Origin of the sequence: Pseudomonas sp. NPDC089734, assembly GCF_044748865.1 — a bacterium.
In the GTDB taxonomy this organism is placed as follows: domain Bacteria; phylum Pseudomonadota; class Gammaproteobacteria; order Pseudomonadales; family Pseudomonadaceae; genus Aquipseudomonas.
On the sequence record NZ_JBIVGV010000003.1, the window covers coordinates 66,282 to 81,434 of the forward strand.

The following is a 15,153-nucleotide window of genomic DNA, read 5'->3' on the forward strand; positions in this document are numbered from 1 at the left end:
GTGCTGCATTCAAGGCGCTTTGCAGCGGGTCGCCGAGGGGCACGCAAGGCTGTTCCGGCGACGATTTCGCCGTGTAAAGGGTGTCTGCAGCCTTTTTCGAGGCATCTAATCAGGCAGGTTCTCTTCTTGGGTGGTGCGCTGCTGCGGTGATATAGTTCGCCGCTTGTTCGGCCAGCCCGTGCCGCTTGTCTCCAATTCAGAGGCCGGTGCAAGAAGGGAGAGGCTGTATCGCAAGGAGTTTAGATGAGCGCCGATGACGCCTACGCGGTCGAGTTGAAAGGAGTGTCCTTCAAACGCGGTACGCGCAGCATATTCAGTAATGTCGATATCCGTATCCCCAAGGGAAAGGTCACCGGAATCATGGGGCCTTCCGGTTGTGGCAAGACGACCTTGCTGCGCCTGATGGGCGCGCAATTGCGACCAAGCGCAGGCGAAGTCTGGGTCAATGGCCAGAACTTGCCGACGCTGTCGCGCAGCGATCTGTTCGATGCCCGCAAGCACATGGGAGTCCTGTTCCAGAGCGGCGCGTTGTTCACCGATCTGGACGTGTTCGAGAACGTCGCTTTCCCCTTGCGCGTTCACACGCAATTGCCGGAAGAAATGATTCGCGACATCGTTCTGCTCAAATTGCAGGCGGTGGGGCTGCGTGGCGCGCTGGAGCTGATGCCCGACGAATTGTCCGGGGGCATGAAGCGTCGCGTGGCGCTTGCCCGTGCCATCGCCCTCGATCCGCAGATCCTTATGTACGACGAACCCTTTGTCGGGCAGGACCCCATTGCCATGGGGGTTCTGGTACGCCTGATCCGGTTGCTCAACGATGCCCTGGGGATCACCAGCATCGTGGTGTCCCATGATCTGACCGAAACGGCCAGTATCGCCGACTACCTGTATGTCGTCGGAGATGGGCAGGTATTGGGGCAGGGGACTCCAGAGGAACTGATGTCCTCGGATAATCCGCGTATTCGTCAATTCATGACCGGTGAACCGGACGGTCCTGTGCCGTTTCATTATCCGGCACCGGATTTTCGCGAAGACCTTTTGGGGAAGCGCTGATGCGCAATAAGTCATTGTTGGAGCGGATTCGCCTGTTTGGGCGTGCCGCCATCGATATCGTTACCGTGCTGGGTCGATCCGGCATATTCCTGAGCCACGCCTTGCTGGGGCGCGGCGGGATCGGCGGCAGTTTTTCGCTGCTGATCAAGCAGCTGTATTCCGTCGGCGTGATGTCTCTGGTCATCATCGTGGTGTCCGGGATCTTCATCGGCATGGTGCTGGCGCTTCAGGGTTTCAGCATTCTGACCAAGTACGGTTCGGAGCAGGCGGTGGGCCAGATGGTCGCGCTGACCCTTCTGCGTGAGTTGGGGCCTGTGGTCACGGCTCTGCTGTTCGCCGGGCGTGCCGGTTCGGCATTGACCGCTGAAATCGGCAACATGAAATCCACCGAGCAATTGTCGAGCCTCGAGATGATCGGTGTCGATCCTCTCAAGTACATCATTGCGCCGCGTCTGTGGGCGGGGTTCATTTCCCTGCCGCTGCTGGCGATCATTTTCAGCGTGGTCGGAATCTGGGGCGGTTCGTGGGTCGCCATCGACTGGCTGGGGGTCTATGAGGGCTCTTTCTGGTCGAACATGCAGAGCAGCGTTTCCTTCACCAGCGATGTGCTCAATGGTGTTATCAAAAGTGTTGTCTTTGCTTTCGTGGTGACCTGGATCGCTGTTTTCCAGGGGTATGACTGTGAACCGACTTCAGAAGGGATCAGCCGCGCTACGACCCGTACGGTTGTGTATGCCTCGCTGGCAGTGCTGGGCCTTGACTTTATTCTGACCGCCTTGATGTTTGGAGATTTCTGATGCAAAACCGTGCCATCGAAACCGGTGTCGGCCTGTTCCTGCTGGCGGGCATACTGGCTTTGCTATTGCTCGCCCTGCGTGTCAGTGGCTTGAGCGCCAGTGCGACCAATGACAGCTATAAACTTTACGCTTACTTCGACAATATCGCCGGTTTGACTGTCAGAGCCAAGGTAAGCATGGCAGGTGTCCCGATTGGCCGGGTGACAGCCATTGATCTGGATCGCGATACGTTCACCGGTCGTGTAACGTTGGAGATACAAAAGAAGGTGGATAACCTGCCTTCGGACTCCACGGCTTCGATCCTGACAGCCGGCCTGCTGGGTGAGAAGTACATCGGCATCAGCGTGGGCGGGGATGAAACCCTGCTCAAGGATGGCAGTACGATCCATGACACGCAGTCGTCGCTTGTGCTGGAAGACCTGATCGGGAAATTCCTGCTCAATACCGTGAGTAAAGACGCTAAATGAGGAGCTTTAAATGATCTCTATCCTGCGCCGTGGCCTGCTGGTATTGCTGGCCGTGCTGCCCATGATGGCCAGTGCGGCGACCACACCGTCCGCACATGATCTGGTGGATCGCACGACCCGTGAGTTGCTGAGCGATCTGGCCAGCAACAAGGAGCAGTACAAGAGCAACCCGGGGGCGTTCTACGACGCCCTGAACCGTATCGTCGGTCCGGTGGTGGATGCGGATGGCATTTCCCGCAGCATCATGACCGTCAAGTACTCGCGCAAGGCTTCGCCCGAGCAGATGCAGCGCTTCCAGGAAAACTTCAAGCGCAGCCTGATGCAGTTCTATGGCAATGCGTTGCTTGAGTACAACAACCAGGGCATCACCGTTTCGCCTGCCAAGGACGAAGGTGCGGACCGTACCAGCGTCGACATGCAGGTCAAGGGCAATAACGGCGCGGTCTATCCTGTGTCCTACACCCTTGAAAAACTCAATGGCGAATGGAAAGTCCGTAACGTCATCATCAATGGCATCAACATCGGCAAGTTGTTCCGTGATCAGTTCGCCGACGCCATGCAGCGTAATGGCAACGATCTGGACAAGACCATCGATGGCTGGGCTGGCGAAGTGGCCAAGGCCAAGGAAGTGACCAATGAAGCGGCACAGAAGGCTGCTCAATGAGTGAGGCTTCCGTCCGCTTCAGTTCTTCGGGGCAATTGCAGCTGATGGGTGTACTGGACTATCGCACGGGGCCGCAACTGCGCAAGCAGGGCGCGGCCCTTATCAAGTCCAGCGATGCCTCGAGCCTGACGCTCGACTGCTCCGGCGTGGTGAAGTCCAGCAGCGTGGGGCTGGCTCTCCTGCTGGCGTTCATGCGTGATGCCCGTGATGCAGGCAAGTCGGTCAGCGTGCAGGCATTGCCCGAAGATATGCAGGAAATCGCTCAGGTATCCGGATTGACCGAGCTTTTGGATATTCATTAATAGCTATTATCGGAAAAGCCCTTTGTCTGGCACCCCGTCGTTGGGGTTCGCATAGCATGGGCTTTTTTGTATGATGGCCGACCCGCGCGCACAGGGCGCCGATCGAGGTTAAGCATGCAGGCTGTAGAAGTTAAGAGCTTCCTTGAAGGAAAGCTGCCCGAAATCCAGGTGGAAGTTGAAGGCCAGGGCTGCAATTTCCAGCTGAACATCATCAGTGACGAGATGGCCAGCCTGAGCCCCGTCAAGCGTCAACAAAACATCTATGCCCATCTGAACCCTTGGATTGCCGATGGCAGTATCCACGCGGTCACTATGAAATTTTTCAGCCGCGCTGCCTGGGCCGAGCGCACCTGAGCCAATTGGTGTCGAGATTCTAATGGATAAATTGATTATTACCGGCGGCGTTCGTCTTGATGGCGAAATTCGCATTTCCGGGGCAAAGAACTCCGCCCTGCCGATCCTCTCGGCAACGCTGCTGGCTGACGGTCCGGTTACCGTTCAGAACCTGCCGCACCTGCACGACATCACCACCATGATCGAGCTGTTCGGTCGTATGGGCATCGAGCCTGTGATCGACGAGAAGCTCAGCGTCGAAATCGACCCGCGCACCATCAAGACACTGGTTGCACCGTACGAGCTGGTGAAAACCATGCGTGCGTCGATCCTGGTGCTGGGCCCGATGGTTGCCCGTTTCGGTGAGGCTGAAGTCGCTCTGCCAGGTGGCTGTGCCATCGGTTCGCGTCCGGTCGACCTGCACATCCGTGGCCTTGAGGCCATGGGCGCAATCATCGATGTCGAAGGCGGCTACATCAAGGCCAAGGCTCCTGAAGGCGGCCTGCGTGGTGCCAACTTCTTCTTCGATACCGTGAGTGTGACCGGTACCGAAAACATCATGATGGCTGCCAGTCTGGCAAAAGGCCGCAGCGTTCTGCAAAACGCCGCTCGCGAGCCTGAAGTGGTCGATCTGGCAAACTTCCTGATCGCCATGGGTGCGAAAATCCAGGGTGCCGGTACTGACACCATCACCATCGATGGTGTGGAGCGCCTGGGTTCCGCCACTTACAAGGTCATGCCCGACCGTATCGAGACCGGTACCTACCTGGTTGCCGCTGCCGCTACCGGCGGTCGCGTCAAGGTCAAGGACACCGATCCGACCATCCTGGAAGCCGTATTGCTGAAGCTTCAGGAAGCCGGTGCCGAAATCACCAGCGGCAACGACTGGATCGAGCTGAACATGCACGGCAAGCGCCCGAAGGCGGTCAACGTGCGTACCGCGCCTTACCCGGCGTTCCCGACCGACATGCAGGCGCAGTTCATCTCGCTCAATGCCATCGCGGAAGGCACCGGGGCAGTGATCGAAACCATCTTTGAAAACCGTTTCATGCATGTCTATGAAATGCATCGCATGGGCGCGCACATTCAAGTCGAAGGCAACACGGCCATCGTTACCGGTACCGAAGTGCTCAAGGGCGCTCCGGTCATGGCGACCGACCTGCGTGCATCGGCCAGTCTGGTGATCTCGGCTCTGGTTGCCCAGGGCGATACCATGATCGATCGTATCTACCACATCGACCGTGGTTACGAGTGCATCGAAGAGAAGCTGCAAATGCTGGGCGCTAAAATCCGCCGCGTTCCGGGCTAGTAGCCAATGCTTCCACTGCCTTTCGGGGCAGTGGAGTTGTCGGTGTGATTTTCTGATTCGTTTCACCTTGAGCTCGTCCTGTCGGGCTCAAGTGTTGTTCAGGGCCGTCTGCCCTGGGCAAAGGTTTCCTGATAAGGACTGACGTTTTCCATGTTGACCATCGCACTGTCCAAGGGCCGTATCCTCGACGATACCCTGCCGCTTCTTGCTGAAGCTGGCATTGTGCCGACCGAGAATCCGGACAAGAGCCGCAAGCTGATCATTCCCACGACCCAGGACGATGTCCGTCTGTTGATCGTGCGCGCTACCGATGTGCCGACCTATGTCGAGCATGGCGCTGCCGATCTGGGTGTCGCAGGCAAGGATGTGCTGATGGAGTACAGCGGCCAGGGTCTGTATGAACCTCTGGATCTGCAGATCGCCAAATGCAAGCTCATGACCGCTGGGGCCGTGGGGGCTGCTGAGCCCAAGGGGCGTCTGCGGGTCGCGACCAAGTTCGTGAACGTTGCCAAGCGTTATTACGCCGAGCAGGGCCGTCAGGTCGACATCATCAAACTGTATGGTTCTATGGAACTGGCACCGCTGATCGGTCTGGCCGACAAGATCATCGACGTCGTCGATACCGGCAATACCTTGCGGGCCAACGGCCTGGAGCCTCAGGAACTGATTGCAACCATCAGCTCGCGTCTGGTGGTGAACAAGGCTTCCATGAAAATGCAGCATGCGCGCATCCAGGCGCTCATCGACACCCTGCGCAAGGCAGTGGAGTCGCGACACCGCGGCTGATTTGATTGCGCAACGTCGAGTTGCGTCCAGCTATCCGTGTCATAGCCAAAATTCTCAGGTGCCTGCGCGGATAGCTTGGTAGCTTATGGCACCTGAGCATCCGCCCATTATTGAGATATTCGCTATGACCACTTCCACTGCAATACGCCGACTCGATGCTACTGATCCGGATTTCGCACGACATCTGGATCATCTGCTGAGCTGGGAAAGTGTGTCTGACGACTCGGTCAATCAGCGTGTGCTCGACATTATCAAGGCGGTGCGTGAGCGGGGAGACGCGGCGCTGGTCGAGTTCACCCAGCGTTTCGATGGCCTTGAAGTGGCGTCGATGGCTGACCTGATCCTGCCCCGCGAGCGTCTGGAGCTGGCACTGACACGCATCACCCCGGCCCAGCGTCAGGCGCTGGAAAAAGCGGCCGAACGTGTGCGCAGCTATCACGAAAAGCAGAAGCAGGACTCCTGGAGCTACACCGAGGCCGATGGCACGGTGCTGGGCCAGAAGGTCACGCCGCTGGACCGTGCCGGTCTCTATGTCCCGGGCGGCAAGGCTTCCTATCCATCGTCGGTATTGATGAATGCGATTCCGGCGAAAGTGGCCGGTGTGGCCGAAGTGGTCATGGTCGTACCCACGCCGCGTGGCGAAATCAATGAGCTGGTGCTGGCTGCGGCTTGTATTGCCGGTGTCGATCGTGTTTTCACGATCGGTGGCGCACAGGCCGTTGCAGCCTTGGCCTATGGCACCGAAAGCGTGCCTCAGGTGGATAAAGTGGTCGGCCCCGGCAACATTTATGTCGCCACCGCCAAGCGCCACGTATTCGGTCAGGTCGGTATCGACATGATCGCCGGACCTTCGGAAATCCTCGTGGTGTGTGATGGCCAGACCGATCCGGACTGGATTGCCATGGACCTGTTCTCCCAGGCCGAACACGACGAAGATGCTCAGGCGATCCTGGTCAGCCCCGATGCCGAATTCCTCGACAAGGTGGCCGCCAGTATCGCCAGGCTGCTGCCGACCATGGAGCGTGCTGCCATTGTTGAAACTTCGATCAATGGCCGTGGTGCCCTGATCAAGGTGGCCGACATGCAGCAGGCCATCGATGTCGCCAATCGCATTGCGCCGGAACACCTGGAACTGTCGGTTGCCGATCCCGAGGCCTGGCTGCCGCAGATTCGCCATGCCGGTGCAATTTTCATGGGCCGTCATACCTCCGAGGCGCTGGGGGACTACTGCGCCGGTCCGAACCATGTCCTGCCGACATCCGGCACGGCACGCTTCTCCTCGCCGCTGGGCGTCTACGACTTCCAGAAGCGTTCATCGATCATCTACTGCTCGCCGCAGGGCGCGTCCGATCTGGGCAAGACGGCTTCTGTCCTGGCCCGTGGCGAGTCGTTGAGCGGGCACGCCCGCAGTGCCGAATACCGTATCACTGACCCCGACTGGAAAGCAGGCAGTACAGAGGAAGGCAAGTAATGAGCAAATTCTGGAGTCCTTTCGTCAGCAGCCTGGTGCCTTATGTGCCGGGTGAGCAGCCGAAGCTGACCAAACTGGTCAAGCTCAACACCAATGAAAACCCCTACGGCCCTTCGCCCAAAGCGCTCGAGGCGATGCGTGCTGCGTTGACCGATGATCTGCGTCTGTACCCGGACCCCAACAGCGACCTGCTCAAGCAGGCGGTCGCCGGTTATTACGGCGTACAGGCCAATCAGGTGTTTCTGGGCAATGGTTCCGATGAAGTGTTGGCGCATATCTTTCACGCGCTGTTCCAGCACGACAAGCCGCTGCTGTTCCCGGATATCAGTTACAGCTTCTATCCCGTGTATTGCGGCCTGTACGGTATCGAGTACGACGCCATTGCGCTGGATGAGCAGTTCCAGATCCGTGTCGCCGATTATGCGAAGCCGAATGCCGGGATCATTTTCCCGAACCCGAACGCCCCTACAGGCTGCCTGCTGACCCTGGAAGCGGTCGAGCAGATCGTCAAGGGCAGCCCCGACTCGGTCGTCGTGGTCGATGAGGCTTATATCGACTTCGGTGGCGAGACGGCGATTGCACTGGTCGATCGTTACCCGAACCTGCTGGTCACCCAGACGCTCTCCAAGTCCCGCTCTCTGGCTGGCCTGCGCGTCGGGCTTGCGGTCGGGCATCCGGACTTGATCGAGGCACTGGAGCGGGTCAAGAACAGCTTCAACTCCTATCCGCTGGATCGTCTGGCGATTGTTGGCGCGACAGCGGCCTTTGAAGACCGTGAGCATTTCGACTCTACCCGCAAGGCCGTGATTGCCAGTCGCGAGTCTCTGATCGAGAAACTGGAAGGTATCGGTTTTGAAGTTCTGCCATCGGCGGCTAACTTCATCTTTGCCCGTCATCCGAAACACGATGCGGCGGGGCTGGCGGCGAAGCTGCGTGAGCAGGGCGTGATCGTGCGTCACTTCAAGCAGGAGCGGATTGCCCAGTTCCTGAGGATCAGCATCGGTACGGCTGAGCAGAACCAGGCTTTGCTGGACGGTTTGAGCGGGATCTAGATCCTTTCGCGAATGAATTCGCTCCTGCGCGTGCAGGAGCGAGTTCATTTATTACTGTTCTTTCGCAGCCTGTGTTGGCGCTGGCGGCGGACGCAGACCTACCTCGGCGCTCAGGCGCAACTCCTTGCCATTGCGCATCACGTCGATCGCAACCTTGTCCTTGGGCTTGGTGCGAGCCACCTGATTCATCGAACGTCGGCCATCGCCTGCCGGCTCGCCATTGATGCTCAGGATCACATCACCCAACTGCAAGCCTGCCTTCTGTGCCGGGCCGTCGCGGAAAATGCCGGCCACCACGATGCCTGGACGATCCTTCAGACCGAAGGAGTCGGCCAGTTCCTGCGTCAAGGGTTGAACTTCGATGCCCAGCCAGCCACGAATGACCTGACCGTGTTCGATGATCGACTTCATGACATCCATGGCCAGTTTGGTCGGGATCGCAAAGCCGATGCCCTGTGATCCGCCAGACTTGGAAAAGATCGCCGTATTGATGCCGGTCAGGTTGCCGACGGCATCGACCAGCGCACCGCCCGAGTTACCGGGGTTGATGGCGGCATCGGTCTGGATGAAGTCTTCGTAGGTGTTGAGGCCCAGCTGGTTACGACCGGTCGCACTGATGATGCCCATGGTGACGGTCTGGCCGACGCCGAACGGGTTGCCGATAGCCAGTGCCACGTCACCGATGCGAATGCTGTCGGAGCGGGCAATGGTGATGGCAGGCAGGTTTTTCAGGTCGATCTTCAGGACAGCCAGATCGGTTTCCGGGTCGTTGCCGATAACGCGCGCGATGGTTTCCCGGCCGTCCTTGAGGGCGACGACGATCTGGTCGGCACCGGTGGTGACATGGTTGTTGGTCAGCAGATAGCCTTCGGGGCTCATGATGACACCGGAGCCGAGGCTGGACTCCATGCGTTTCTGCTTGGGGGCGTTGTCGCCGAAGAACCGCCGAAACTGCGGGTCCTCGAACATGGGGTTATTGCTCTTGTTGACCAGCTTGGTGGTATAGAGATTGACCACGGCGGGTGCGGCAGCGCTCACGGCGTCGGCGTAGGAGGACGGACCTTGCATCACATTGGTGGCCTTGGGGGCCTGTTGCAGGTTGACATCCCGGCTGGGCAAGCCGACCCATTCCGGATAACGCTGGATAATCAGCATGGCGATGAGCACGCCAGCCAGCAATGGCCAGCCGAAAAAGCGCAGTGCCTTTAACATTGAGCAAGTCCTGGTGGTTACAGGCGCAAAGATTTGTTCGCGAGTGCGCCATAATGGCGGGCATTATACGAGCACAGAGCCGCTCTGAACCGCATATATTTAGGAGTCTTTTATGGCAGTTGCCCTGAGCACCCTGGTCGAAGAGGCCGACCGCTATCTCAACAGTGCCCGCATCCAGGATTACTGCCCCAATGGCTTGCAGGTCGAAGGGCGCCCGCAAGTCATGCGCATCGTCAGTGGCGTGACGGCCAGTCAGGCCCTGCTGGATGCGGCGGTCGAAGTTCAGGCCGACTTGATCCTTGTCCATCATGGCTATTTCTGGAAGGGCGAAAACCCTTGTGTCGTGGGCATGAAGCAGCGTCGCCTGAAGACCCTGCTCAAACACGACATCAGCCTTCTGGCCTACCACCTGCCTCTGGATGTACACCCGGAAGTGGGCAACAACGTGCAGTTGGCTCGTCAACTGGATATCACGGTCGAGGGGCCACTGGACCCCGAGAACTCGCGGGTCGTCGGTCTGGTGGGTTCTCTTTCCGAGCCTGTCACGGCGCGTGACTTCGCCCGCCGGGTGCAGGATGCCCTGGGACGAGAGCCGTTGCTGATCGAGGGCAGTCAGATGATTCGTCGGGTCGGCTGGTGCAGTGGTGGAGGGCAGGGCTATATCGATCAGGCGGTATTGGAGGGTGTGGACCTGTTCCTCAGCGGTGAAGCCTCGGAGCAGACTTTTCACAGTGCCCGCGAGAATGACATAAGTTTTATCGCTGCCGGACACCACGCGACAGAGCGGTACGGTGTCCAGGCGCTGGGCGACTATCTGGCGCGGCGTTTTGCGCTTGAGCATGTTTTCATCGATTGCCCGAATCCGATCTGAGGTCGGGAGCGAACACAGGTGATCCAAACGAGGGGCTATATGGATAGATCGTTTCGATCTATCCAGTGCACTGATTAGACGGTAGCGTCATGATAAAGTGCGCCCCTCGAATACGGCCCGCTGGCCGCCCGGGAGGGATTCTTCCCGGCCCACAACGAATGCAATCCGTGAGTAGCCATGGTTGATAAACTGACGCATCTGAAACAGCTGGAGGCGGAAAGCATCCACATCATCCGCGAGGTCGCCGCCGAGTTCGACAACCCGGTGATGTTGTACTCGATCGGCAAGGACTCGGCCGTGATGCTGCATCTGGCACGCAAGGCTTTCTTTCCGGGCAAGCTGCCATTTCCGGTCATGCACGTCGATACCCGGTGGAAATTCCAGGAAATGTATCGGTTCCGCGACAAGATGGTCGAGGAAATGGGCCTGGACCTGATCACCCACGTCAACCCTGACGGTGTTGCCCAGGGTATCAACCCCTTCACTCACGGCAGTGCCAAGCACACCGACATCATGAAGACCGAGGGCCTCAAGCAGGCACTGGACAAGCATGGTTTCGACGCCGCTTTCGGTGGCGCACGCCGCGACGAGGAAAAATCCCGCGCCAAGGAGCGCGTCTACTCGTTCCGTGACAGCAAGCACCGCTGGGACCCGAAGAATCAGCGTCCCGAGCTGTGGAACGTTTATAACGGCAACGTCAACAAGGGCGAGTCGATCCGCGTATTCCCGCTGTCCAACTGGACCGAGCTGGATATCTGGCAGTACATCTACCTTGAAGGCATCCCGATCGTACCGCTCTACTTCGCGGCCGAACGTGATGTGATCGAGAAGAACGGCACCCTGATCATGATCGACGACGATCGCATCCTCGAGCACCTGACCGACGAGGAAAAGGCACGCATCGTCAAAAAGAAAGTGCGATTCCGTACCCTCGGCTGCTACCCGCTGACCGGTGCCGTCGAGTCCGAGGCCACGAGCCTGACCGACATCATCCAGGAAATGCTCCTGACGCGAACTTCCGAACGCCAGGGCCGGGTCATCGACCACGATGGCGCAGGTTCGATGGAAGAAAAGAAACGTCAGGGTTATTTCTAAGCTTCAAGTTACAAGCGGCAAGCTGCAAGCTGGAGGCGCATTGCGTAGCTTCAGGGTTTTGCAGATTGCCGCCCCTTGTGGGCGTATGTGAGTGCTCGCAATGGATTTTGAGAAGCTGGTTGTTTGGCAAAGAAGCAAAAGCCTGGCAGTGGCGGTGTACAGAGGACTTCATACGTGCAGGGATTTTGGTTTTAAGGACCAGGTCACGCGATCCGCGCTCTCTGTACCATCGAATATCGCTGAAGGCATGGAGCGTGGATCGGTTAAGGAAAAGGTCCGGTTTCTGTGGATTGCCAAAGCTTCCTGTGGTGAGTTGCGTACGCAAATCATCATTGGAGAAGAGATAGGGTACTTACCCGAATCTTTGTCGAGTGGCTGGATTACTGAGACTCGTGAGCTTTCAAGAATGCTGAGCGGGTTGATCAACAAAATTTCTGACTAGCTGTACGCCGACAAGCTTGCCGCTTGAAGCTTACAGCTTGGAGCTTAAACCCAATGAGCCATCAATCTGAATTGATCAGCGAGGACATCCTCGCCTACCTGGGCCAGCACGAACGCAAGGAAATGCTGCGCTTTCTTACCTGTGGCAACGTCGATGACGGCAAGAGCACGCTGATCGGGCGTCTGCTGCACGATTCCAAGATGATCTACGAGGATCATCTGGAAGCCATTACCCGTGACTCGAAGAAGTCCGGCACCACCGGCGATGACGTTGACCTGGCGCTGCTGGTCGATGGTTTGCAGGCCGAGCGCGAGCAGGGCATCACCATCGATGTTGCCTATCGCTATTTCTCTACCGCCAAGCGCAAGTTCATCATTGCCGACACGCCTGGCCATGAGCAGTACACCCGCAACATGGCGACCGGTGCGTCGACCTGCGATCTGGCGATCATTCTGGTGGACGCCCGTTATGGCGTGCAGACCCAGACTCGCCGTCACAGCTTTATCGCTTCGTTGCTGGGCATCAAGCACATTGTCGTGGCCATCAACAAGATGGACCTCAATGGCTTCGATGAGAGCGTGTTCGAGTCGATCAAGGCCGATTACCTGACGTTCGCCGAAGGCCTGGCCTTCAAGCCGACCACCATGGCATTCGTGCCGATGTCGGCGCTCAAGGGCGATAACGTGGTGAACAAGAGCGAGCGTTCGCCCTGGTACACCGGTCAGTCCTTGATGGAAATTCTTGAAACCGTTGAAATCTCCAACGACCGTAATTACGCGGACCTGCGTTTCCCGGTGCAGTACGTCAACCGTCCGAACCTGAACTTCCGTGGTTTCGCCGGTACTCTGGCCAGCGGTATCGTGCACAAGGGCGATGAAGTCGTCGTGCTGCCGTCGGGCAAGAGCAGCCGGGTGAAATCCATCGTCACCTTCGAGGGCGAGCTGGAGCATGCCGGTCCGGGTCAGGCCATTACCCTGACCATGGAAGACGAGATCGATATCTCCCGTGGCGACCTGCTGGTGCATGCCGACAACGTCCCGCAAGTCAGCGATGCGTTCGATGCCATGCTGGTATGGATGGCTGAAGAGCCGATGCTGCCGGGCAAGAAATACGACATCAAGCGTGCGACCAGCTATGTGCCGGGGTCGATTGCCAGCATCACGCATCGCGTCGATGTGAATACGCTGGTTGAAGGCCCGGCCAGTGCCTTGCAGTTGAACGAGATCGGCCGGGTCAAGATCAGTCTCGATGCGCCTATCGCTCTGGACGGCTACGAAAGCAACCGCACCACTGGCGCGTTCATCGTGATCGACCGTTTGACCAACGGTACCGTTGCGGCGGGCATGATCATCGCCAAGCCAGTCAGCGCAGGTGGCTCGAACCATCATGGCGATCAGGCTCATGTATCGACCCAGGAGCGTGCCCAGCGCTTCGGTCAGCAACCTGCCACCGTGTTGTTCAGCGGTCTGTCGGGTGCAGGCAAGAGCACGCTGGCCTATGCGGTCGAGCGCAAGCTGTTCGACATGGGGCGTGCGGTCTATGTACTGGATGGCCAGAACCTGCGTCACGACCTGAACAAGGGCTTGCCACAGAACCGTGCCGGTCGTACCGAGAACTGGAGCCGTGCCGCTCACGTCGCTCGTCAGTTCAACGAAGCCGGCCTGCTGACTCTGGCAGCCTTCGTTGCGCCGGATGCGGAAGGTCGCGAGCGCGTCAAGGCGCTGATCGGCAAGGATCGCTTGCTGACCGTTTATGTCCAGGCTTCGCCAACGGTCTGCCGCGAACGCGATCCGCAGGGCCTCTATGCCGCCGATGGCGACAATATCCCGGGCGAATCCTTCCCGTACGACGTACCGCTGGATGCCGATCTCACCATCGACACACAGACGTTGAGCGTGGAAGAAGGCGTCAAGCTGGTGCTGGATCTGCTGCGTAGCCGCGGCGCGATCTAAGCCCTTTCAAAATGAATTCGCTCCTGCGCCCGTAGGAGCGAATTCATTCGCGAAAAAACGACACAAAAAAGCCCGCCATTCGATCCGAATGACGGGCTTTTTATTTATCGGTCGCTTACGGCTTTTTCAGGCCGTAATGCTCATCCAGCATACCGGGGGTGTTGGGTGCCTTGGGGGCATAGTCCTTTGGTGCTTCGGTGTCACGTGGCGGTGTCAGGCGGTCGCGAGGAGCCTGGTTGGCCTCCGGGTGCAAGGCAGCCAGCAGGCGTTGACGGGTCAGTTCGTCAAGGGCCAGGCGGTTGGCACCTTCGGCGAGGTGTTCCTGGACTTCCTGATAGCTTTGCGAAAGTTTCTGTACCAGGTTAGCCGTGCTGTTGAAGTGAGTGACCACCTCGTTCTGATAGGTATCGAAGCGTTCCTGAATGCTCTCCAGCTGGCGCTGGGTGTTATTCGGAACGGTGTTAGGCAGCAGACGTGCGACCAGGAAACCAATGACGACACCGGCAACCAGGGCAAGAGTCGGCAACAACCAAACTAAGAGCGAGTGTTCCACGAGTCCTTCCTCTATAAACGGCTTTGCTTTACGTTAACGGCTCTAACCTGCGCTGTATACCCGCGACACGTCGCTTATATGTCAGCTACAGACAATCAGCTAGACGAGTCGATCCATTTCGAGGTCACGGAGTTTATTTTGTCCATGCGTGAAACCCCCGTATTCATTGATGGCCCCGAAGGCCCGCTGGAAGCGCTTTATCAGGATCTGCCCGATGCGGTGGGCGTGGCGCTGATCTGCCATCCTAACCCGATCCAGGGCGGGACGATGCTCAATAAAGTGGTTTCCACGTTGCAGCGTACCGCACGCGATGCCGGGCTGGTGACATTGCGTTTCAATTATCGCGGCGTCGGAAATAGCGCAGGCACTTCGGTTGCCGGTCCGGAAGAGGTGGAGGATGCCGTGGCTGCGGCGCAGTGGCTGCGTGAGCAGCAACCGGATCTGCCCCTGACGCTATTGGGGTTTTCATTTGGCGGTTTTGTGGCTGCCACGCTGGGCGGCCGTCTGGAGGCGCAGGGTGAAAAGCTGAAACACCTGTTTTTGATTGCCGCCGCCGCGTCGCGCCTGAAGGATCAAAGTGTCCTGCCTCAGCACTGTCCATTGACCGTCATTCAGCCTGAAACCGACGAAGTGGTGGACCCTGAAATGGTCTATGCATGGTCTGCGCTTCTGCAACGCCCCCATGAGCTGCTGAAAGTGGCAGAATGCGGACACTTTTTCCACGGCAAGCTGACTGACCTCAAGGATCTGGTCCTGCCGCGACTCTCGAATTGATTGCAGCCATAGAATAAGCG

General features: G+C 58.3%; 17 protein-coding genes. 15 read left to right on the plus strand and 2 right to left on the minus strand.

Annotated elements, in window-relative coordinates:
• The first annotated feature begins 243 nt into the window (after positions 1-243).
• The 10 genes from ACIPY9_RS05065 (at position 244) to hisC (ending at position 8,234) form a co-directional block, all read left to right on the plus strand.
• The gene (locus ACIPY9_RS05065; RefSeq protein ID WP_400697586.1) at positions 244-1,053 is read left to right on the plus strand and encodes an ATP-binding cassette domain-containing protein; all 810 of its coding nucleotides are present in this window, start codon (positions 244-246) and stop codon (positions 1,051-1,053) included.
• Positions 1,053-1,850, plus strand: coding sequence for a lipid asymmetry maintenance ABC transporter permease subunit MlaE (gene mlaE, locus ACIPY9_RS05070; RefSeq protein WP_400697588.1), 798 nt, complete (start codon positions 1,053-1,055; stop codon positions 1,848-1,850). Before ACIPY9_RS05065 ends, mlaE begins: the two co-directional genes overlap by 1 nt.
• On the plus strand, positions 1,850-2,317 hold the full coding sequence (gene mlaD / locus ACIPY9_RS05075; protein ID WP_400697590.1) for an outer membrane lipid asymmetry maintenance protein MlaD: 468 nt from the start codon (positions 1,850-1,852) through the stop codon (positions 2,315-2,317). The genes mlaE and mlaD overlap by 1 nt, the downstream gene beginning before the upstream one ends.
• A gap of 10 nt (positions 2,318-2,327) precedes the next feature.
• Positions 2,328-2,981, plus strand: coding sequence for a phospholipid-binding protein MlaC (locus tag ACIPY9_RS05080; RefSeq protein WP_400697593.1), 654 nt, complete (start codon positions 2,328-2,330; stop codon positions 2,979-2,981).
• Complete coding sequence (locus tag ACIPY9_RS05085) at positions 2,978-3,283, plus strand: lipid asymmetry maintenance protein MlaB (RefSeq protein ID WP_400697596.1); 306 nt, start codon at positions 2,978-2,980, stop codon at positions 3,281-3,283. Before ACIPY9_RS05080 ends, ACIPY9_RS05085 begins: the two co-directional genes overlap by 4 nt.
• Positions 3,284-3,397: 114 nt before the next feature.
• The gene (locus ACIPY9_RS05090; protein ID WP_025261768.1) at positions 3,398-3,637 is read left to right on the plus strand and encodes a BolA family protein; all 240 of its coding nucleotides are present in this window, start codon (positions 3,398-3,400) and stop codon (positions 3,635-3,637) included.
• A 22-nt stretch (positions 3,638-3,659) separates the two neighbouring features.
• A complete protein-coding gene (gene murA / locus ACIPY9_RS05095) occupies positions 3,660-4,925 on the plus strand; it encodes a UDP-N-acetylglucosamine 1-carboxyvinyltransferase (RefSeq protein ID WP_400697599.1) in 1,266 nt (421 codons plus the stop codon).
• A 150-nt stretch (positions 4,926-5,075) separates the two neighbouring features.
• The gene (gene hisG, locus ACIPY9_RS05100) at positions 5,076-5,711 is read left to right on the plus strand and encodes an ATP phosphoribosyltransferase (protein ID WP_400697602.1); all 636 of its coding nucleotides are present in this window, start codon (positions 5,076-5,078) and stop codon (positions 5,709-5,711) included.
• Positions 5,712-5,835: 124 nt separating this feature from the next.
• Positions 5,836-7,182 (plus strand): histidinol dehydrogenase, encoded by a 1,347-nt coding sequence (gene hisD / locus ACIPY9_RS05105; protein WP_400697604.1) that lies wholly within the window; start codon positions 5,836-5,838, stop codon positions 7,180-7,182.
• Positions 7,182-8,234, plus strand: coding sequence for a histidinol-phosphate transaminase (gene hisC / locus ACIPY9_RS05110; protein WP_400697607.1), 1,053 nt, complete (start codon positions 7,182-7,184; stop codon positions 8,232-8,234). The genes hisD and hisC overlap by 1 nt, the downstream gene beginning before the upstream one ends.
• A gap of 51 nt (positions 8,235-8,285) precedes the next feature.
• Here the strand turns inward: hisC and algW are convergent, their stop codons facing one another.
• Positions 8,286-9,446: a Do family serine endopeptidase AlgW gene (algW, locus tag ACIPY9_RS05115; protein ID WP_400697609.1), complete on the minus strand. Its 1,161-nt coding sequence runs from the start codon at positions 9,444-9,446 to the stop codon at positions 8,286-8,288.
• 112 nt (positions 9,447-9,558) lie between these two features.
• On the opposite strand from algW, the gene ACIPY9_RS05120 reads away from it, so the two are divergent.
• The 4 genes from ACIPY9_RS05120 (at position 9,559) to cysN (ending at position 13,806) form a co-directional block, all read left to right on the plus strand.
• On the plus strand, positions 9,559-10,317 hold the full coding sequence (locus tag ACIPY9_RS05120; RefSeq protein ID WP_400697612.1) for a Nif3-like dinuclear metal center hexameric protein: 759 nt from the start codon (positions 9,559-9,561) through the stop codon (positions 10,315-10,317).
• 177 nt (positions 10,318-10,494) lie between these two features.
• Positions 10,495-11,412 (plus strand): sulfate adenylyltransferase subunit CysD, encoded by a 918-nt coding sequence (cysD, locus tag ACIPY9_RS05125; RefSeq protein ID WP_025261761.1) that lies wholly within the window; start codon positions 10,495-10,497, stop codon positions 11,410-11,412.
• 100 nt (positions 11,413-11,512) lie between these two features.
• Positions 11,513-11,854: a four helix bundle protein gene (locus ACIPY9_RS05130; protein ID WP_400697616.1), complete on the plus strand. Its 342-nt coding sequence runs from the start codon at positions 11,513-11,515 to the stop codon at positions 11,852-11,854.
• Positions 11,855-11,907: 53 nt separating this feature from the next.
• The gene (gene cysN, locus ACIPY9_RS05135; protein ID WP_400697618.1) at positions 11,908-13,806 is read left to right on the plus strand and encodes a sulfate adenylyltransferase subunit CysN; all 1,899 of its coding nucleotides are present in this window, start codon (positions 11,908-11,910) and stop codon (positions 13,804-13,806) included.
• 115 nt (positions 13,807-13,921) lie between these two features.
• Here cysN and ACIPY9_RS05140 read toward each other — a convergent pair whose 3' ends face one another.
• A complete protein-coding gene (locus ACIPY9_RS05140) occupies positions 13,922-14,359 on the minus strand; it encodes a YhcB family protein (RefSeq protein ID WP_400697622.1) in 438 nt (145 codons plus the stop codon).
• A 144-nt stretch (positions 14,360-14,503) separates the two neighbouring features.
• Between ACIPY9_RS05140 and ACIPY9_RS05145 the strand changes: the two genes are divergently transcribed.
• Positions 14,504-15,133 (plus strand): alpha/beta hydrolase, encoded by a 630-nt coding sequence (locus tag ACIPY9_RS05145; RefSeq protein ID WP_400697625.1) that lies wholly within the window; start codon positions 14,504-14,506, stop codon positions 15,131-15,133.
• The last annotated feature ends 20 nt before the right edge of the window (positions 15,134-15,153 follow it).